This is a genomic window from Nitrosomonas marina (assembly GCF_900111605.1).
Lineage (GTDB): Bacteria > Pseudomonadota > Gammaproteobacteria > Burkholderiales > Nitrosomonadaceae > Nitrosomonas > Nitrosomonas marina_A.
In genome coordinates, this window is sequence record NZ_FOIA01000001.1 from 65,151 (window position 1) to 85,299 (window position 20,149).

The 20,149-nt window shown below is 47.4% G+C and carries 17 protein-coding genes; 1 reads left to right on the forward strand and 16 read right to left on the reverse strand.

Annotated elements, in window-relative coordinates; genetic code table 11:
• Window positions 1-40: 40 nt before the first annotated feature.
• The 4 genes from BMY62_RS00275 to BMY62_RS00290 all read right to left on the reverse strand — a co-directional run bounded on the left by BMY62_RS00275 (window position 41) and on the right by BMY62_RS00290 (window position 7,151).
• Complete coding sequence (locus tag BMY62_RS00275; RefSeq protein WP_090654916.1) at window positions 41-2,185, reverse strand: caspase family protein; 2,145 nt, start codon at window positions 2,183-2,185, stop codon at window positions 41-43.
• Between the two features lie 113 nt (window positions 2,186-2,298).
• The gene (locus BMY62_RS00280) at window positions 2,299-3,156 is read right to left on the reverse strand and encodes a hypothetical protein (RefSeq protein ID WP_090654919.1); all 858 of its coding nucleotides are present in this window, start codon (window positions 3,154-3,156) and stop codon (window positions 2,299-2,301) included.
• 425 nt (window positions 3,157-3,581) lie between these two features.
• A complete protein-coding gene (locus tag BMY62_RS00285) occupies window positions 3,582-3,959 on the reverse strand; it encodes a hypothetical protein (protein ID WP_090654922.1) in 378 nt (125 codons plus the stop codon).
• Between the two features lie 366 nt (window positions 3,960-4,325).
• Window positions 4,326-7,151, reverse strand: coding sequence for a CHAT domain-containing tetratricopeptide repeat protein (locus BMY62_RS00290; protein WP_177170243.1), 2,826 nt, complete (start codon window positions 7,149-7,151; stop codon window positions 4,326-4,328).
• Window positions 7,152-7,463: 312 nt separating this feature from the next.
• On the opposite strand from BMY62_RS00290, the gene BMY62_RS00295 reads away from it, so the two are divergent.
• A complete protein-coding gene (locus BMY62_RS00295) occupies window positions 7,464-8,159 on the forward strand; it encodes a hypothetical protein (RefSeq protein ID WP_090654928.1) in 696 nt (231 codons plus the stop codon).
• Between the two features lie 41 nt (window positions 8,160-8,200).
• Here the strand turns inward: BMY62_RS00295 and BMY62_RS00300 are convergent, their stop codons facing one another.
• The 12 genes from BMY62_RS00300 to BMY62_RS00355 are packed head-to-tail and all read right to left on the reverse strand — an operon-like array spanning window position 8,201 to window position 20,034.
• Window positions 8,201-8,749, reverse strand: a complete 549-nt coding sequence (locus BMY62_RS00300; RefSeq protein ID WP_090654931.1) for a hypothetical protein — start codon at window positions 8,747-8,749, stop codon at window positions 8,201-8,203.
• Window positions 8,750-8,764: 15 nt separating this feature from the next.
• Entirely contained in the window at window positions 8,765-9,991 is a 1,227-nt protein-coding gene (locus BMY62_RS00305; RefSeq protein ID WP_090654934.1) for a PASTA domain-containing protein, read from the reverse strand.
• Between the two features lie 14 nt (window positions 9,992-10,005).
• The gene (locus BMY62_RS00310) at window positions 10,006-10,551 is read right to left on the reverse strand and encodes a phage tail protein (RefSeq protein ID WP_177170244.1); all 546 of its coding nucleotides are present in this window, start codon (window positions 10,549-10,551) and stop codon (window positions 10,006-10,008) included.
• Between the two features lies 1 nt (window position 10,552).
• Window positions 10,553-13,141, reverse strand: a complete 2,589-nt coding sequence (locus tag BMY62_RS00315; protein ID WP_090654939.1) for a baseplate J/gp47 family protein — start codon at window positions 13,139-13,141, stop codon at window positions 10,553-10,555.
• Window positions 13,141-13,566, reverse strand: coding sequence for a GPW/gp25 family protein (locus BMY62_RS00320; protein ID WP_090654942.1), 426 nt, complete (start codon window positions 13,564-13,566; stop codon window positions 13,141-13,143). Before BMY62_RS00320 ends, BMY62_RS00315 begins: the two co-directional genes overlap by 1 nt.
• Window positions 13,566-13,904 (reverse strand): hypothetical protein, encoded by a 339-nt coding sequence (locus BMY62_RS00325; RefSeq protein WP_090654944.1) that lies wholly within the window; start codon window positions 13,902-13,904, stop codon window positions 13,566-13,568. The genes BMY62_RS00320 and BMY62_RS00325 overlap by 1 nt, the downstream gene beginning before the upstream one ends.
• Window positions 13,904-15,478 (reverse strand): phage baseplate assembly protein V, encoded by a 1,575-nt coding sequence (locus tag BMY62_RS00330; protein ID WP_090654947.1) that lies wholly within the window; start codon window positions 15,476-15,478, stop codon window positions 13,904-13,906. The genes BMY62_RS00325 and BMY62_RS00330 overlap by 1 nt, the downstream gene beginning before the upstream one ends.
• 2 nt (window positions 15,479-15,480) lie before the next feature.
• Complete coding sequence (locus tag BMY62_RS00335) at window positions 15,481-16,260, reverse strand: CIS tube protein (RefSeq protein WP_090654950.1); 780 nt, start codon at window positions 16,258-16,260, stop codon at window positions 15,481-15,483.
• Window positions 16,248-17,684 (reverse strand): hypothetical protein, encoded by a 1,437-nt coding sequence (locus BMY62_RS00340; protein ID WP_090654952.1) that lies wholly within the window; start codon window positions 17,682-17,684, stop codon window positions 16,248-16,250. The genes BMY62_RS00335 and BMY62_RS00340 overlap by 13 nt, the downstream gene beginning before the upstream one ends.
• A complete protein-coding gene (locus BMY62_RS00345; RefSeq protein ID WP_090654955.1) occupies window positions 17,677-18,105 on the reverse strand; it encodes a phage tail protein in 429 nt (142 codons plus the stop codon). Before BMY62_RS00345 ends, BMY62_RS00340 begins: the two co-directional genes overlap by 8 nt.
• A 2-nt stretch (window positions 18,106-18,107) precedes the next feature.
• Window positions 18,108-19,340, reverse strand: coding sequence for a phage tail sheath family protein (locus tag BMY62_RS00350; RefSeq protein ID WP_090654958.1), 1,233 nt, complete (start codon window positions 19,338-19,340; stop codon window positions 18,108-18,110).
• A gap of 1 nt (window position 19,341) precedes the next feature.
• Window positions 19,342-20,034 (reverse strand): Pvc16 family protein, encoded by a 693-nt coding sequence (locus BMY62_RS00355; protein ID WP_090654960.1) that lies wholly within the window; start codon window positions 20,032-20,034, stop codon window positions 19,342-19,344.
• Window positions 20,035-20,149 lie beyond the last annotated feature (115 nt).

The following is a 20,149-nucleotide window of genomic DNA, read 5'->3' on the forward strand; positions in this document are numbered from 1 at the left end:
TCCATTTTTGTTTTGTCCGGATTTGTCGATATGCGAAGATTCAGTGATCAGGGTTGATCACGCGCATCGTGATACTGCTTCTGGTCCAAGCGGTATCTGTATCGTCGGTTTCAACCGGCTGTGAGACACCGCGCGTACCTTTCAGGTATTGGTCCAGTATTCTATACAAACCGCTTTTGCTATCGCCGGCGCGTTCCACTGCGGACTGTGTCAGCCGGGACCATGGTACCGGATTGGTCTCCTGCGTTCCGAAAACAACAATCTGGTCTTCAATATTCAATGGCTCTGAAGCGATAAATGTCTCGCCCCTGGCCGCAAAAACTGCTTCTTCACCCGGACCCAGAGGTATCGCTGTTCCATCGGCTGGTAAACCAAAAATACTGCCGTCCGTTGATAAAATCAGGCCGCCCACCAGTAAACGAACGGGTGATTTCTCGCTGAGTCTTACTTTGACATTCCATCTGTAGCAGAGCGGAATTTCCTGGGCTGCAATGGCATTGGGGGGTGCCTGCCGCCAACTTAAATCCTGCGCACACCGATCCTGTTTGTCAGCCGGTACCAGTTGAACCTGAAGTGTGTCCTGATCTGCAAACAGACTGCCGCCTTCACCACGCAACGAACTCAGTACACGTTGCAGGGCATGCAACCGCAAATTTTCAATGACGCTGTCTACTGTGTTAAAACGGTTCCTGACCCGGTTCTCCGGGCCACTGATAATGTATTGATCATTGTCATAACTGATTTCAAAAACACCATTATCCTTGACTAGCTGGACCATGTTTTTAGCATCCTGATTCTGGTCAAGGCTCGCATTGATCAACTTCGCCTTTTCAACCGTTATACCGCCTTGCTCGGTGTGCGAGCGAAGTGTGACTTTAAGCATACGCTGGGCGCTGCCGGGTCTTGATAAGACTGCCAGATCGCCCGGGCGGATTGGCGCTGTATCAACCGACCTGGAAATAATCCGGGCTGTGGCATTCAAACCCGTGCTTTCTTCCACAATGACCACGGCCTTGGCCTTGGTTGGGTCATGCAAGTCAGCGCCATTTAAGAATCCATCGTACACTCTGAATTCAGCGCCTGTGTCGACGCCGGGCAGAGGGAACCCGCCCAGTTTGAGCTGTGGCGCGGTTTCAATCACTTCCCAGGCCAGTGGTGATTTTCTGTTTACGCCGGCAAAAACCGTGCGCTGCAAATTTCCCTGGAAATAGGGTATCTGGTAGCTTTCCGCTTTTACCAGCGGTCGAATCTGTCGGGCCGCCTGCGCATAAGTCAATTGGGTGGCGTTTACCTGTCCGAATGTGGTCAGAATTGCATCGGTAAAGATGCCGCGTGAATTTTTTTCCAGTGCCACCGTGCCGTCACCTGCGGCAGTAAAAACGACAATGCCGGGCAGTGATTTTGTAATCCAGCCGGTTTTCTGGTTGTTTGCAAGTGACTCTGAGGCCGAGCCACGCTCGATGACGGTTTCTGTTTCGGTTTTATTTTCGATTTCGGATTCCGGTGGCGGTATATAACGGGATAAAAATTCCGTATCACCGCGCAAAGCGGTGCCCGAATTACAGGAATCCAGAAATATAGTAATGTGGCTGGTCTTTTGATGTAGGCGGGTCAGTAATTCGTCGAATTCGTCGTCGGTAAAATCCTTGATTCCGCTGTCTCTGGCATCATGAAAAACGAATGTTTCATCCATGCCATCAGGCTCGTCTCCATCATGATCCCGTGTTTGTGAGCCGTGTCCCGCATAGTAAAAAACCACCTCATCGTTCGGCTGCGCCCGGTCGATCAGAAAACTGGAGAAAAAATGTTTAAAATTCGCTGTTGTGGCTGCATCATCTATTAATACGCAGACATTTTCTTTCGGAAAATCATAACCGTTCGGGCCGGTCAGCAATTGATAGATTCGTTTTGCATCTTGTGGCGGACCGGGAAGATCGGGTATTTTCGTGCTTTTATACTGCCCGACGCCAACAATCAGCGCGAGACGACGGATACCGTCTTCTGATGACACCACATTCTTCGCAGTGCACGCTTTGGATAAAGCTTTAGCGTCAGGTGCCGCATGGCCGTGCGGGGCGTGTATGCCCGACAACAGACAAAGCATGACTGTATAGAATGCGGCGTTTAATACAATCTGTCGGAGTACAGAAGCATTATGAAGGGTGGAATTGTTTACAGTGTTCATAAATTTCCTTTCGCTGGCCTTAACCGATAGATGAAACCGGGCATGACAGCATCCGGTTACACGAATCGGCCGAAATTTTCGATGATGTCAATCTGCATTGCAGATAGATTTGTTTAATCCGGATAATTGTCGCTTCTATCATAACCTTGTGATGTGCCGCCGCTGCTGCCTCCAGACCTGCCACGCAAAATGGCAGCAACAATACCCGCGGCAACACCGGCGCCTACAAGCACTTTAACCCAGCTGACTTCGCTTTTGTAAAATGTGTAGTTGTCTCTCCAGCGAATTCGCCTTTCAATCTCTTCATAAGAAACCGGCCGCGGTCCGATAATTGAGTCGGCTGTCAGGATAATTTCCTCGCCGCTATTGACGATAGCGCTTTGGGCCGGATCGATGAGCAATGACGATTTGAGCAGTCCGCGCAATACTGTAATCTCAGTGCGTTGAGCGGACACGTTGATATGGTATATGGTATCCCGCGTGCTGGCAGAAGCATGTGCCGTAATGATATTGTATTCACAATTTGCGGTGTCGCCGTACCCATTGCCTACCGAGAACTCACGGATTTGTATCGAGCAGATATTGTCATCATCCTTGAATTCGATGCGCGCGCTGCTTTGGGGACCTGTACTTACGAAAGAATTATTTTCAATGTCTGCCGTATCTTTTACCGGCTCGCCATTTACAAGAACATGGTTACCCGCAGCATATAAAATCCCGATTTCCTCATCGCCTCTCTTCGCCATGTGATTGAAACGAGGGTCGGTGTTTTCGTCCTGCTCCCAGAATCCGCCCGCACTTGAAACATTTCGGTCTGCAACCGGTACGGTCGAACAACCGCCAAGCATTAATATGAATAGCAGAAGTAATAGGGTATTGCAGTCAAGCAGAGGAAAAACGGATGAACTCAGACTCGGCTTGTCTTCCTTCCCGACAGGCCATGAAATGAATATGCAGCTTATCTTTTTCATTCATTTGTCCTCCTGTAGTTGTCTTCTGAATCTATTTTACATAATTAAAACAGGTTCAGAAGATCAAGCCAAGCCAGCCATATCTTCACAGACGTTGTAACAGGCATTTTGCTGTGTATGTTGCTGCTATTCATTCGGTTCCAGGCCTCGTTTTCCGACCTTTATTACGCGATTCGATTATCACGGGCAACTTTTCTGAAGGCAAGCAGTTGACTACTGTTATAGAGACAAATGGCGTGCTTTGTCAACAGTTTTCTGGGTGATTGTGTTACTGCATTATTACTGTTACCTATCTTGAGGTAAGGGCTCTGCTGGGTATGAACAGCTTCGCAATTGCCGTAAATTAAAAAATGATTGAATCAATTCCGGACAGTTGTATGGATGACATCATGTGCGATATTTAGAAACATTTCTATTGATTCAAGCTAAAGCCTGTCGTGAGCAGGCAGTGCCAGTGCCGCCAGAAACGGTGAAAGCACCACTGCTATCACAAAGCATACAAGAAATGCGAAGACAGAAGGGCCGCCAACGAAATGAAAAAAAAGACTGGCCATAAAAAATATTATGATGAACAGGAGTATGATGCCCAGCGCTAGATTAATGCCGGCTTTTCCTTTCTTCGTGGCGTAATAACTATCCATAAAGGCAGTTACCGGCCACAGAAACCATGTAGCCAATGCGTTTCCTATTTTTCCTTTCAATACATAATCTTTTTTATGCGTTGTCGGTGCAGCGAAATCATATCCGATGAGAGCAATGCCAGTTGCCAAATAGGCAATGACAAAAGGCGCAGTTATTTCCATATTCTCTTTCAGTAATCCTAAGGAATAATGATGCTGGGTTTATACCATACATTCGAAAGATTGACATACTCTCCCGGCAATAGCAGGTGTTCTCATCTAATTGATGGTCAGGGAAAAGAGGAGCGCAGGAAACCGCGCATCTGTGGATAAGCCGACCAGACTGAACAGGTATTTTGCCTTCGGCTTGTTCGCGCGGCCATGTCGGTAGCGGTTGGTTTTCCGGTTCTTCACTGAGTATAAGGCTGGTTTCCATCCACGCTGCAATGCCGTCTGCAGTTTCAACAGGAGTGGGGTAAATGCTTACATTAAACAATATAACTGTATGAAAAACGTGAAACAGGCAGATGCCAGTTGATCAATGAAACACTATTGCCAATTGCCCATGAGAATAAATGGCGCCCAGAAATAAGGGTGCTCAAACTGTGGTTCCGCGATCTCATCGGCAGGAAGCGATATGCCTCTGAGGCGCGCCTTGCGGTTTGTTTCATCCATAATCACATTGCCCTGGATAAACAGCCGTTGTGTTTGTCGAATGGCCTCGGCTTTTGAAATGTTTTTTTGCTCCCTGAGGGTGTAAAACTGCGCCATGAATACTGCCGTGCTCTGGTCTGCCACGGGCCAGAGTGTGGCAAGCACCGCATGCGCACCTTTTCTTTGTATCAGTGTGCCAAGTCCTTCCAGTTCTTTACCATCCCGTTTTGGATCGTCCAGTTCTCCTAACGCGGTTTCGCATGCCGACAGCGTAACAAGGTCTTTACCGGCCATCTGATAGTCACCCTGCAGTAAATCCTGCAGACTGATATGGGCGCCTTTGCCAGCCAGTAAAAATGAGCTTATTGGAGAACCCGGCGTGAATTTGAAATGTGTTGCAAGATGGATTACCTGGTAAGCATCTCTTTGTTTTAATACCTGTATCAGCTGGTCCGGAGTAAATTCCTGATTCAGGTAGGCGCTGCCGGGCAATATGCCAATTTCGTCTGCAATTTTTTCCTTGACGATCGCATTTATTTCATCCTCGACGGCAGGTAAATCATTGAAAACAGGATCCAGTGATTCCGAGATGCCAAAACCGGCGATCGACCAGTGATCTCTCGGTTTTTCCAGTAGCAGATAACTCTGTGCCGCAGCGTTGTACATTGTTATTGCGTATTGCTCGATCAGATATCGCTCGCCGTCGAACAAAGCGGAAAATGGCAGGTAACGCAGGGAACGGGCAGGGTAAATCAGTAGTGTTTCGGGCTGGAGCAGATCCAAATCAGCCTGTATCGGCTCAATTAGTAGCTTAAATAATTTTTCAGCAAATATTAAAGGGTCGTTTCGCCTTGAAAGTGCTTCTCTGAATGCATGAATCAAATGATTCAGTTCAGGGCGGTTAATTGGTTGCTCGTATAGTGTCGGTGAAAATGACAAGTTGGAATCAACCAGCAGAATTCTTAGTTTTTCATCGGTATACAGATAATAAACCAGAACGGTATTTTCAAATTTACTCAGCAAATACTGAGTCTGGTTGATCTCATCAAGGTCCCTGGCATAAAATTCCTTCAAATGGCGTTCCTCTGCGAATGCCTGCTCAAGTTCGTTCAAGAATTCCAGATAGACTGTCCGGGCTTCCTCAAGTGCTGCATTCAGTTCATTGAAACGCTGTGTTTCCGTTTGTGTCAATATCTGCCCGGATTCTTTTTTCTTGCTCAGTTGTGTGTAGGTATTGCGCTGTTCGATTAAACCGGACGTAAGTTGATGATAGCGAGTGGCATAATCACTTTCTGTTCTGGTGTAGGTGGCTTTGGTCGAGTTTCCTTCGAGTGTTTCCTGGCGTTGAATGAAATCAAAATATTCCTCCTCCTTGAGCATTGCCAGGACTTGCTGTGCCTCTGGAAAACGGCCCTGATCAATCAATAAATTTGCCAAATTTTCATAAATGACTCGCTTATCCTCCAGAAAACTTTTTTGCAGATGTTTGTTGAGTGCCAGGTTCTCTGCACGCAGGGACTGGATATGGTTGACTGCAAGCTTGCCAAAGAAGACAGCCAGATCCGGATGATTCAGATGCTTGTGAATATCGCTCAATTTACCGTAGATACGCCAGAGTAAACCGGCCTCGTTCAGTTCAGCCTGAATCAGCAGGGCGTGCTTCAAATATTCTAATGCATCGTTGTAACGGTCAAGATCAGTATAAGTCAGGCCAATGTTGTAATAAGTGGCGCTTTGTCCTGATATGTCCTTGATTTGTTGTTTGATATTTAGTGATTTAAAAAAGCTGTCCAGTGCTTTTTCGTATTTGCCTTCAGATTTCAAGATAACAGCTAGATTGTTCCAGGCGCGCGCTTCGCCATCACGATCACCAAGTGTCTGCTTTATTTCAATTGACTGAATAAAATATTTTTTTGCTCTTTTGAATTCTCCCAGACGCCAGTAGATTTCAGCAATATTGTTCAGGTGATTTGCTTCATACGCTTTTGTGTGTGTTTTCCGGGAAATTATTAAAGCGCGTTTGCAAAACAATAAAGCCTGTTCATACTCGTTCAAATCCCTGTAAATACGGCACAGGTTGCCCAGAACATTTCCCTGGCCTGCCAAATCTTCTGTTTTTTGCCTGAGCTGTAAAGATTGTTCGTAAAATTTGAGCGCCTCGGTATATTGTCCGCGACGTTGCGACAGTTCTCCCAGATTGTTAAGAGCCTTTGCCTGCAGCAGGAGGTCTTCAGCCTGGCTGGCCAGTGTCATCGCTGTTTGATAATAGTTTTCGGCGCGGTTAAATTCACCCTGGTTTTTGTATATTGCGCCCAGATTTCGGGTGCTGTCGCTTTCGAGTTTCAAATTTCCAATCCGCTTCGCAATAGTCCGGGCCAGTTCAGAATGGTGTTTTGCTGCAGGGTAATTTCCCGTTTGCAGGTATGCCCGAGCCAGAGTGACATGAGTTTCTGCTTTGAGCCTTTGATCGGATGATGCCTCGGCAATTTCTAGTGCCTGTCTGGCCAGATCAATGGCGAACCCATGATTTCCCAGGTTTTCATGGACATTGGCAAGACCTGCCAGAAAAGCTCCGGACCATGAAGACATTGATGCATTCTGGCTTGCTTTACTAAGTCCTTGATCCCAGTAACGCTGTGCGAGTTCGAGATTACCGAGCTGGTACGCGTCCATGCCGAGTTGATAGAGTGTGGGTACGGGCATGTCTGAAATGCGAAGCATGGGCGCAGCGCAACTACAGATCAATATCGTAGCAATAATACATAAGGAACGGCCGGGAGATATCAGCAGTTTGCCAAAAAACATTTTTAATTTACTAAAAAGAGTGCTGGCCCGTAATTGTAACGAAGCGGCATCAACTGTGACAGTTCGAATAATTTACATGTTATGCTATTGCCATTGCAATTAGTGTACACGTTGCGTTTCCAGCGACCGTTTTGATATTGAAGTTGTGCATAATAAATTTGCACGGGAACGTGCGAACAAATGATCGTAGCAATTCGTTCTTTCGTGATTGAATAAAGGAGTATACCGTTGTTTGATAAACTGAGAATTCCTTTTTTTTGTGCGTCAGTTGTTTGCCTGGTTATTGTTTTTGCGGTTGAACTGGGTACCCAGTTTTTTTTAAATACAGATAAAGACAGTCTGGCAACACCAGGACTGGGAATTCTGTACCTGGCCTGGCTGGACTGGCTGTTGCTGTTTACCATTTTACTGATGGGTACAGCGTTAATCGTACCGGACAGAATTCACGGCCGTATCCAGGGAATCATTACTTTTATTGTCGCTCTGCTGACATTGTTAGGTGCCATTGTTGCGATATTCACTGCATTTGGATTGTTAATGCTTATGGTTTCGCTGCTACTGGCGGTACCATTCGGTACGGCGATTTATTTCGCCGAATTTGCAGATTTCAAAGTGGGTGCAGCGGCAGCTACGCTGGCATTCATCATGATTTTTAAAGTTGCCTTTGTGATTTTTCTGGTACTGGCACATCAGCGTTTTCTGCAAAACAGGGGATTGGTATTTTTGATTGCCACTTCTTTGGTGGCGACGATTTTACTTGGATTTCTGCATGGAATAGCGCCACCGTTTTTAGCCTATATTACCGATGACATCGGGGCGCTGATCATTGCCATTCTGGCTGCTATTTGGGCGCTGTTTTTTCTTATTGGATCGATTCCAGCTGTTATCAAAGCATTACGGATCGACAGGGCCCTGAAGCAATAATATCAAATGGCCCAACAGCAATACTCGCGCTCAATTAAAAATTACTCAAATTCAATGTTGACTTTCCGCTGATCGGTGCAATTTTTGCATTCGACAAAAATCGTTGCAACAGTTTTGCCTTGCATATCTGCATTCCCCAGGATGACAAAATTAATCGTGTCGTCACCGGATTCATCTGAAGGCCATGAAAATGGTTCCTGTTTATCACCATCCGTCGGCAAAAAAGTAATTCTCAATCTAACATTGCGTTTATCAGGCCTGAGGGACAGCTTCTTAAATGATCCGTCAAAACCGGGTACTGTGATCTCGCATTCGGGCGTTTGTTCGTTCAGCTGAAATCCCTTCTTGGAATGCGTACAATTGATGTCTACATCATCAGGCTGGAGCGAAGCGGCGAACGGCGCAAGTAGTTTGTCAATAACATTAACCCAGCTGTTTTTTTTGTAATCTGACGCGACTTCCTGCTGCCGCTCCTTGCTTTCGCCGGATACGCCATGGTTCGGTTTTTCGACTAGATTTAGACTCAACCCGACAACAAAGATCGCCATCAGCAGGAATAAGCAGATGATGACGATCTTTGTTGTACTCATGGCGAATCGGTAGTGTTACTGTTCTGAATCTGAATCTTCATCCAGTTCCTCCTCCGGCGCAAGCTGACGCGCAATACGCGCATTGTGCTTGATACCGGAGCTGATGACTGCTTTCAGGAACGCCGGATGTGCAGTCATTACCTGTTTTTTTGTCGAAACAACAAGCTCGATTTCGGTTTTTTCAGGTACTTTTCCGCTACGGGGCGTTTGGTCAATTATTGTTCCTTCCGCCAGATCAGATTTGAATTGTGTGCTGATATCACCCAATGCAAGTTTTGCCGATTGCAGCCGTATTAACGCATCCTGAAGCTGCATATTTCTGACATTCGGCACATCTATCCCGGTATCGGCGATCGTGAGCGTGACACGGGTTTCTCTTGCGCTGACTTCTGCATCAGGCGCTGGTGATTGTCCCAGAATGGTTCCGGCAGGTTTCGAGGCGTCAAACTTTGGTTCGGTGATGATATTCCGCTGGTTGAAGCCTTTGCTTGTCAGGCGCTCTTTTGCTCCTTGCAATGTCATGTCTCTGATATCAGGCATGACGGTGACAGAATCTGCCAGTATCAGTGTTACAGTGGTGTTGTGCGCATCAACTTTCTCGGTTGCCTCAGGTGTCTGTTCCAGCACTGTTCCGGCTGCACTGGAAGCATCAAACCGTATTTCCGTTTCTATTTCGGTAAATTCCAGGTCTTCCAGCAGGGATTTTGCCTCTTCGAAAGGTTTTCCCGACACATTCGGCATGATCACTGATAGGCTGTCTTTTTGCTCGGCTGATGTTTCGTCGTCCGGCCCGCTGAAGATATAATAACCGGCTGCCAGCGAAGCGATCACTAAAATACCTACCAGCAGCCAGATAAGCCACATTTTGGATTTGGGTTCTGGTTCATCGTGCACTTCTTCCCGCGCCGGAACATTGACCGCGATGGTTTCGCTTTCTGTATAGTCCTCATCAGAATTCTCGATGTTATACACCAGCAGGCGCAGTTTATAGCTGCCTTCCGCTGCATCGTCCGCATTGATTTGAACTGAAAAATGGTCGGTGGCGTCGATTTCGAGCTTTTTCTCGGGTTTGTCCACGATACTGAACCACGATTCTTTTGCAGGTTCCTCGGTAATTATTTTGGCACCGACCCTTAACTGAGCAGCGCTGACATTATTTACGTTAAACTGAATGCTCGCCTGACCGTTTTTATCGCAGGTCACTGTATCCGAAGACTGGGTAATTTCGACTATTTTGACCATGTATGCTTCTCCTTTTAATGAGGGCTAAACTCCAAATAATGTGTCACGTATACCGGTTTCTCTTGTTCGATGATTCTTTCGATCATTACTTGATATTTTTGCGCGGCTTTGGGAGCAGATATTTTTATGTGAAACGGTATCACATCATTATTTTCCTGCAAAACATTTTCGTCAATAGTAAAGCCCTGTATGCCTGTGGCGGTTTCAAGAAATAATTGCAGACCGGCAGCCGTTCCTCGTAATTTCGATAATCGGGTCGCCGCCACAATCAGTTCGCGCAAGCGCCCGCTATCGAGCTGCTGCAGCAATTCATTGTCGGTGCCGGCTGAACCAGGTGTTGAAGTAAAAAAACGGTCTAAATCTACCCAGCTTGCCAGAAATGGCAAAAAATTATCCGGGGTAGCGTAGGGATCAAAATAAACAGGCAATTGCTGAAGAATCAATTCAGCCGGTTCTGACAAACCTTCCACCGCTTGTAACAGCCCATAAAGTGGCGAACCGGGCTGATCGGTTCTTTGAAATATCTCCGGCAACAACTGCTTGAATTCCTGATGCTTCATTTTAGCTGCTGATCTCGATTTCGTGCGTGCCTGAATAAAACAGCCAATTCGGTGGTATTCGCACTTCGTCACTGAATTCATGCTGGGAGCATTTGGCATAATGCAGGCCGCTGTCCAGGCTGCGGTATGCGCCCAGTAAGCTGCCGGCCATAATAACATTGGAACTGACCGCGCCGGCCACTGTGTCAATTGTTTCCAGTTTGCCAACATCTCTTAATGGCAGACCGCATTCGGAAGCGCTTAATGTTTCCCACTCGGGATTGTGCAAATCGGAATTCAGTCTCAGCACGCCCAATCGGTACGAGGCAGCCAATACAAATGCTCCCTGGAAGGCCAGCGATCTGCACCCGCCGGCCGACCAGTTTCTTGAATATGCCTTCCAGCCTTCGGGGTTGACAGCAGATTCTGAAAAAGCCCAACGAAAACAGCCCTTCCCCTGATCAGAGCCCGGTGCGGCGATGCCAGCCCAAAGATACCGATGAGGACCTTTGTGTTGCACTGAAAGCACTTCGATCAGTTCTCCTGCGAGGCCAATATTTTGGAAACTACCCGATTTCCCGCCTTCAGATGATAAATAAACACCTTTGTTTTCATAACCGGCCGCTGCGACAAAAGTACGTCCTCCAAGTGCTGATGAAACTGTGACGGCGCGAAAACCATGTTCCGGAAGTTTTGCATCAACAAGAATCTGCACAGGGACAGCCTTTTGTTGCAGACTTAATTCATAAAGCCCTTTTTCGCTTGCCAGTATAAGATATGGAAATCCATCCCGATCCACCCATGCGATATCGTCGATGTTAAATTGAAATTGTTGCGCGGCTATCCAGGTCTGTCCGCAATCTCTGGAAATTTTTACAGATGAAATGTGCGAGGATACTCTTGTCGTAACAGCAAGCAGGCCGGCGTGACGGATACTGTGACATGATTCGATCGGAAAAGACTGAATTCGTTCAACCGTCTCACCCTCAAAACGCGCGATCAATTCCCAGCCGTAACCATCGTTTATAGATCTGAATACACGCTCGTCGCACCCACTGTACCATGCATGCGGCTGAAAAGCATCAGCGCAGATATCGACAATTCTTGTATCAGGCACATCGTCAATAATCATTTGCATCGTATCAACTGAAAGTACTGCTGGTTCAGATCCAATAATCTTGTAGACATCCCATGCTTTCAGGCTCTGGCCAAAAGGCCAGGGTGCCTTGGTGCCGGTCGGTAGTTTAACCGGGCAAATACTGCTATAAAGTTCGTGCAAAACTCTTTGCCTGACCTGGGCGGCCTGTTCTTCTCGGTGAATTGTTATTTTTGCCTTGATACTGACTTTTTTGTAATTCATCCAATTGACGATGCAGTGTGTTCCGAGTGGTTTTCTGCTATCCAATACAGCCTGGATTTGCTTTCGTACCGCTTCAATGTGATGGGACTGCAGGCTGTCGGCAGTAATCGAATGTAATTGACCAGCACCAGCATTAATTTCGGGAACTAGCGTGATTTCAACCGTTCCTGGGGTGGCATGCGCCCAAAGCTGTGCCTGGGTGAAAGCTCTTGCCCGGTTTACTGCGCCGGAGCATTGAGTGGCGATAAGTTCGAAATCTCTGGCAGTGACTGCACGGCTTAGAGAATGTAGTTCCTGAGGCCCTCTGGTCAAAGCATTTTGTAGCGATTCCTGGTCGCGTCCGCCTGTCGCTGGCTCCGGATTTGTGACCGACACACCGGTTATGGGATCTTTTAACACCGTAAGTAGGTTCTCGGAAACATTACCTTTTGATCCGCCGCCGTATCGATACCAGACGCGGATTTCTTGCCCGGCGGGTGGGATTGCGGCCAGTGCCTCAGGTGCTGGTTTCATTAACCCGGAACCATCCTTACGATGCACGGCCGGTGCGAAAGTAATCGTACCGGCTTGCCGATCAGCGATGTAGACGAAGGGATTGTTGCTGCAATCCGAGAAGTTCTCGACTTCTGCCCAAACTCGATAGGTTTTATCCAAATGTCTGACAGCAGCGGCATGTCCTTCGAACGTATCAGGTGTAGTTTCAACACCAACAATCAAGTCCAGTTTGTCGGATGTCGGGGAGATGATTGGTGCGTGTTTGACGGCCAGCGTGAGTCCGGGCAGGCCAGTACCAGCACCCAGGAGCTCGGCATCAACCTGGTTGCAATGATAAGCCCGGGCCTGGGCAGTTGTCTCGCCGGCCGGTATTGTAACCGCTTCCGTCAGGGTAAATACCGGCGCATCTGTGCCGGAAGGACTGTTTGCTGTCATAACGCGTGTTTTGAGGGGAATTTCTACAGCCTGCGGTTGTGGTTTGCCGAGGGAAAAAATGAGTGTGACCTGCGCTGCGGAAGGTGGCGTTAGTCTGACGCCGATCAGTTTCAGGAATTCGATATAGGCTTTTTCCGGAATCCTGTTCAGGCGGAAAAGCATTGTCTCGGTGAGAAAAGCAAATGCTTCAAGCAAAACAATGCCAGGATCACCGGGTGAAAGATCATTCCATTCAGGGCAGTGCTGTCTGATTCTGAGTTTGGCAGCTTCAACCAGATCCTTGAATGTTCGATCATCTAAATTAGGTGATTGCATTGGCATCAGATTTTGGCTCCCATAAGGTGGTAGGCAATGGTCAACTGTTCCGGCTGATTCAGTTTCCGTATGCGATATTCGAGGGTAATATCCATCAAACTGGGTTCGTCTTCATTGGTATTCGCGTCTATGTGAATGATATCAATACGTGGCTCCCATTGTTCGAGCGCCGTTCTGACATAATGAATAGCCAGGCCATGTGTGGTTGCATCGTTTGGCATAAAAGCCAGCTGGTGCAGATTGCACCCGTACTTGGGCCGCATCACTCTTTCGCCCGGTATGGTGGACATCAACAACAGGATGGATTGGCGAATGGCAGCACGGCCACTGGCCATGGAAATTTTTCCGTTTGGTTCGATATAAAGACCCGTGCCCTGAATTCCGATATCGGGGTGGTTGAATCGCCAGGCGGTATTCAGTCTGTTAGCCATCAGATCTCCGAAACAAGCATTTGTCCGGCGCTGCGAACTTTGTAAGTGACGGTTCCGGGTGGTGTGCCGTCTGTTAAACCGGTTACGTTCGACAAGCAAACTCGGTGTCCGTTGATCCGTAGCAATGAAGAGTAGCCACGGGTTACTTTCAGCGTCGTCGTGCAGGGTTTTATCGAGGGGCCGGTATTGGGGCAGCCGGTAATTGTTTTGTTCTCGGGATCCCGGGCAACTAATACGCGCCTGCCTTTGATTCTGACAAAATTCTGCGTTGCAATGTTCGATATAATGCCTAATTCGTGTGCGCAGACCAATACTGCATTTTCAGTCAACCAGCGCATTATGAAGCCTCCTCAAAGTCAATTCTTTTACCGCGAATGGTTATCTTGTTACCCGGGGCTTCAATCACTAAATTTGTTTCCGAGTGTATCGTCATCCGGTCATCTGTTAATGTGATTGAACTGCCGTTGTTACGTGTGATTCCGATTTCCGCGGGTGTCAAACTGATATAGTGTCCGTTTTGCGTCTCAATTCGAATTGTGTTTTCGGTGTCATCCAGTAGAAAACGCTGTTTGCCTGCGGTTTGTGTGACAAACCGTTTGACGGCACCCTGGTCCACAACCGTGTCAGGGATCTGTTCTTCGCCATAAAGACCCCCCAGAACAATCGGCTGGGCAGGTTCTTCATTAACGAAGAGTAATAAAACGTTATCACCCACATCAGGCAAAATGAGCTGGCCTTTGCTGGCGCCTGCACCGGGGACTAAAACTTCAAGCCAGTCTGTTTCGATATCGTTATAGGTGGGTAAAGAAACTTTGATACGCCCCAGGTTATCCGGATCGTTTACCTGAGACACAATGCCAACAGTGGCGTTTTTCGATGCTTTTTTCTGAACAGATGCAAGAACCGGTGTGGCAGTGTGAATTTCCGAAAAAAATCCTTTGTCAGGAGTGATTGAATGGCAGATCTCTGTCAGGACATAGCGGCTTTCCAGTGACGCATTTACGCCTGATACTTGTACGGCCGCGCCGGGCGTCAGATTTACATTACCTTGTGCAATACCCCAGAGCGTGACCTGTTGCGCAACCCGCCTGTCCAGTTCGTTCTGTGCGGCGGTTTCAGCCAAATGATCATTCTCACAGTTATAATCGACGATAGTGCGTTGTCCATCTGCGCTGAATCGGGCTGTATCAATAAATTTGTGTACCGGCATTTCCGTGCTGGCAGTTTGCGCATTTTTTACGTGGGAAGCTGCACGTTGCAGGTTCCAGCCGGTCGTGTTGACAGATTCTGTGATTGTGTCGGCATTGACTGAAAAACGGGCCTCAAACAGATTTTCCCCCAGCGTCAGGCGTTCGCCTGTTTCATATCCATCTAGGCCGGTTATACGCAGGTCGTGTTTATTTAAAAAAAAGTATAATCCATAACTTTCTCCCAGTTCAGACAGAAGCTCCAGATCGGACTGTCTGTATTGCACCAGTCTTGGCGTTACCGGCGTTGATTTTTTTTCAACAACAGTAATTCCTGCCTCATGTGTTAATTCTTCAGCGAGCTGATAAAAATCCACCTTGACGTGCGTGCGTACCGGCTGATGCTTGCGTAACCGATGCAGGAGGTCGTAGGCACGAATGTGGATCTGAGGACGTATCGATGCATTGTAGTGCTGTTCAACAGCTGTTATTTGACCGTAAAACAGGGATTGTTCCTGATGCCCGATTTTAATATGAATTGTTGCGCCCATTTTCGATAACGCTTCCGCCGATATGTCTTCATGTGCTTCCTGCAAAACGATCTCGCACTGACTGGGTGAAGACAGGATCTGCCTGACCCGGATTTCATAAATGGTTTGAATGATTCCGCTGGCAAGTGTGGAACCGTCAATTTCAATGATGATCTGGGGTACGGTTGAAAACATGATTATTCGCCTGAATCCTGTCTTTCATTGATGCCGTTTTGCCCAGGTGACAATGATTTCAGCCATTCAAGCGGATCACTTAGACTGTACCGTTGCGCTAGTTCACGCCATTGGTAAGGGTCGCCAGTCTGATGAAAGGCAGATAAATCGATTCTTTCATTCGCATTCTCCGGTAATTCGAGTTGCGCATCTGCTATCTCGGAAAACAAGTCTTCATTCTGAAATTCAGTTGTTTCGGCTAAATTCAGTTGCTCTATGGCAATACCAGCTGTCTGTTGTTCTTCAACTGGCCACATCTCGCTTTCAAGTAGTGACGAAGTGGGTTGTTCCTGCATTCTGATAAGCCTTAGTCTTAGCCAGGAACGACGTGGTATGCCCTGGGGTGAAAATGATTCCAGTTTTTCTGCGATTGCTGAAATCACTCCGGGTATGTTCCAGGATTTTCCCCAGATGAAACGACATACAGCCGGACGGTGCATGCGGTCACTGCGTTGCTGGTTTTCTGCAAGGTTCCAGATGGGTTGAGTGAGGTCGCGTACATTCTGGCTGACAATAGATGAACCTGGAATCGTTACATCAAAAACCAGATCCAGTTCGATGGTAGTTGTGCCGGCACCGGTAAACAAAAGTGGATTATCTCCGCTTCTGTCGGCGCTGATCAGTCCACTCAATGACTCCCGTGGTCGTACGCCAGTTGTTCGGCGCATTACGACGGTTTCTGGATTGAGCAGACAGCTCAATCTGTCATTACTGTCCTCTACCAGGAATGTTACCCGCTCCAAGATATACCCCTTTGCTCGATTTTGCTTTGACGATCACGCGCAATCGTATGTTGTAATTGTGCGAAATTTATCGTTGACTGAATTATTGTCTGCGCGGTTGGCAGATTCTCCTCTGGCAATTCGGGCCACTGGCCATCCGATATTTGTTTTTGTCTTTCTCCTGGAAGATTGGGCCAGTGCGATACCCCGGATTCAAATGGTTCGATTGTTCTGGTTGCCTGGGTAATGTACTGTTTTTGATTTGTGCCAAATAAATTATCTGCTGATACCGTTCCAGTTGTCTCCGGTAAGTGGTGGTCAGTTCGCTCCCGGTTACGGTTCATACGTTCTTCGGGTTTGTACGAAAAGAAAAAGTGTGCCGTTTTATCGGGATGCGATGCAGCAGTTTCGTTCAATTCGCGTTGACTGAGTGTATTTTTGTTTATAGAACCAGATTTTGTAATCTTGCCTGGAAATTGATGCGTAGCGAGGTTTTTGTCACGAGAATCGCGTTCAGTACGCACCCGATTATTTAATGTGAATCGATCATCCTGGGAGCGAGATTGTGGCCGATAGTTATTGTTATGAGTAGTTGCGTCTGGAACTGTAACGTTCGGTCGCTGTATCCTGAGTCGCCGGTTGCTGGATAAATTTTTTGATTTGATTTCTGAATTCTGTGCTGGCGATCCTGTTGGGTCTGGTTGCCCGAATTCAGTTTCAGATGCTGTTGCTTTTTTTTCTGATGAAATGAGAGATACCGCACCAATATATGGTTTTTTCGCTTTTCTACTGGAGTTCCTTTGTGTCAGACCGGGTGTATCTCGCAGACGTGGTTTATCGTGCTGTAATACTTTTTTGTGAGCATCCATTCCGAAACTGTTATATGGGCCAGGCCGGATGATTTGCGATGAAAAACCTGGTTTCTTTTGATACGACAATTTCAGGGACGATTTATAACTGGTTTCGGAAGTATGGAGTTTTTTTTCGTTATTTCCTGATGAGTCTGGATCGATATCCCTGGCAGTCTGGTCCCATGACGATTGAGGTGATTCCCGGTCATCTGCCGCAGATTGTTCAAGATCGTGTTTTTTATAAACAGGCTGATCGTCCAGTAAATAAGGAGCGCCGCGCCGAACTTTTTCCACCCAGTGGGCTGGTGGTTCTTCACCTTCGTTACTTGCAACCGGTGCACTCGGACCGGATTCGCTTAGTGTTTCGGATGAATATGAAACAGTTTGAGTATCGTCGTAGCGCTTATCCAGTAAATGAGGGGCGCCCTGACGGACTTTGGCTAGCCAGTGCGCTGGGGGCCTCTCATCTGAGTAATCGATTGAATAACGGTTGGCTAATGAATCGTCCTGGGCCAGAAGCTTTTCAATCGAACGGGCATACCGCGCCAGCGTTCTGGCAATACCCTGCAACAGTTTGCGGGTAAGTCTAAGCACGCGTTAAACCCTCATGCGCGAGGTGCAATGTTTCAATCGCAACTTCATTGGACAGAGCATCCAGTGGTGAACCTCTCCATTTGCAGGGCCAGGCGTTGTCAAGGTTCCAGCGGGTCACTTCCTTTTTACCATCGTTATCCCTCAGTATGATGGATATGTTCCTGCGGGATACCTCGCCTTTGACAGCAGTCATCAGCCAGTCCCACATTTCAGTAGATTCCGTCAAACCCCACTTTAGTTCGATATTATTGTATGCAACTCTGCCTGCCAGTTTGCGTACGGCGGGCCCCGCACCTCCTTCGCGGAAATCAATGGTTTCTATGTCTACGCTAAGACCGTTGATTTTTGTAAAGTAGCATACTTTTCCGCCACCAAGGTCAAGGACAAAGTTATAAGCTCTGTAGATATTTTGTTCGGCCATGTTTAAGCTCCTGCGCTGGTTGCTGATTCGGTTTCACTTGTCCATTGCCCAATACGGAAGACAATGAATTCTGCCGGTTTAACCGGAGCAATTCCAATTTCCGCAATGAGCTGTCCTGCGTCCCTGACTTCCGGAGGGTTTGTTTCGGCATCGCATTTAACGAAAAAGGCCTGCTCGGGTGTTGCGCCCAATAATGCTCCGTCGCGCCAGACACGCATCAGAAAAGCGCGTATGTCGCGTTCAACCGACTTCCAGGTCATCATGTCATTGGGCTCGAAAACTGTCCACCGCGTTCCTTCCTGAATGGATTCTTTAATCATATTAAAAGTCCTTCTGACGGGGATATAGCGCCACTCGCTTGCTTCAGCAGCCAGGGTTCTGGCACCCCATACACGAATACCGTCAGGAAACATGCGTATCACATTGACGCCTTTTCGATTCAGTTCGCCATGCTCTTCTCTGGAAACGTTGTATGTCAACCCCAAGGCACCTCTGACCTGTTCGTTCGCGGGTGCTTTATGAACACCGCGAGTGGCATCGGTACGCGCATATATTCCAGCTATGGCGCCAGAAGGTGGAATGTTTACGATTGATCCGGAACTTGGCTGGAGCGCATCCAGCCCCCTGAACCAGGGAAAATAAAATGCACCATATCCTTCATCCGAGTTTCGTGGTCTTAGTCCCTGCGATGCAGCACTTTCGATTTTTACATCCGTTGCCGGCTTGGTTTCCGATGGATCGCTGCCGGAAACTGTTTTTAAAACTTTCAACGCATTGGTGTCTGAGACAGATTCCGGCGCATCCAGAATCGCTATACGATCCTGTAATTTTTCGCAGTGCGATAGCAGGGCTTCATAAGAAATTGCATCGCTATAACCCGGCGCTGCTACAATGGCTACCTCGTCTATGGTTTCCAGTGCAAATAATCCACTCCTTTTTTTAACATCGCCTGCAATGGACCCGTTTTCACCCACGTTGACGATGTAGCAGCGGCTGCCATGATTGTTAAAAAAACTGAAAACAGCCTGTGCCAGGTGAGTACTTTTGCTCTCTTCATTGACAAAATGTTTGCAGAATTCACCCCAGTTATTGCATGCAATTGCCTGGTTAACATATTTGTTTTTAAGGGGTGCCACACCAAGGAAGGCGGGAATGCTCGTTCCAACCATCCCAATCGGTTTGGTGCCGGTAGATACCTCTTCTACATAGATTCCAGGTGATAGATAATTTGGCATATTAAACCTCTAAGTCAAGATGAATTGTAAAAGGTGCATGCGGAGTTTTCAGTATCTGTTGCATCGGAACAGAAATAGAAAACTGTTTTCCTTTCGCATCAATTTTACAGTTGAATGCGCGTTGCAAATTTGCATCTGCCGCAATGGAAAATAATCCCTTGTTGTTTGTATAAGCAACTGTTTTGGAATGAGGCAGCATAATTTTTGCACCCGGAATCGGCTGATCCGATGGCCCTACGACGACACCGGTTATCTGAGTAACGGAGCTGATGCCAATATGTGGCTGCGCCTTGATTGTGGGGATGTGTTCAGTTTCCCGCGTGATCATCAAGGGTATTTGCAGACTAAAGTGGGGCAGGGGAGCGATTCCTATTGCCTGCCAGAATTGTGCGGGTAATGCAGGAAATCCGACTTCCATGTCTGACTGTGATTTGGCTGCATAGAGTATTTTACCCAGATATTTATGGGATTCGACCTGATCATCGGATTGCACGGTGAGCAAATAGGACAATGATATTTGGAATGGAATTTCTCTTGTTGTCGAATTCGGCGTCGAGTATTCCATGTCGTACAAATAAACCGAAACCGTAGGCTGGTTCCGCTCCGTACCAGGATGTTCAAATGTAATGGCAAGCTGGCCATCGATAACCATGGTAATCCATTCTTTAAGACGGCGGTCAATTTCATCTATCATATTGAGGCCTTGGTCATGATCGTTTTGGAATAAGCCGGTTATCCAAGCGTGGTACTGCTTCGCCGCGTTACAGCGTTGTTGCTAGCCATAACATCCATACACTTGCAGCTTTTTT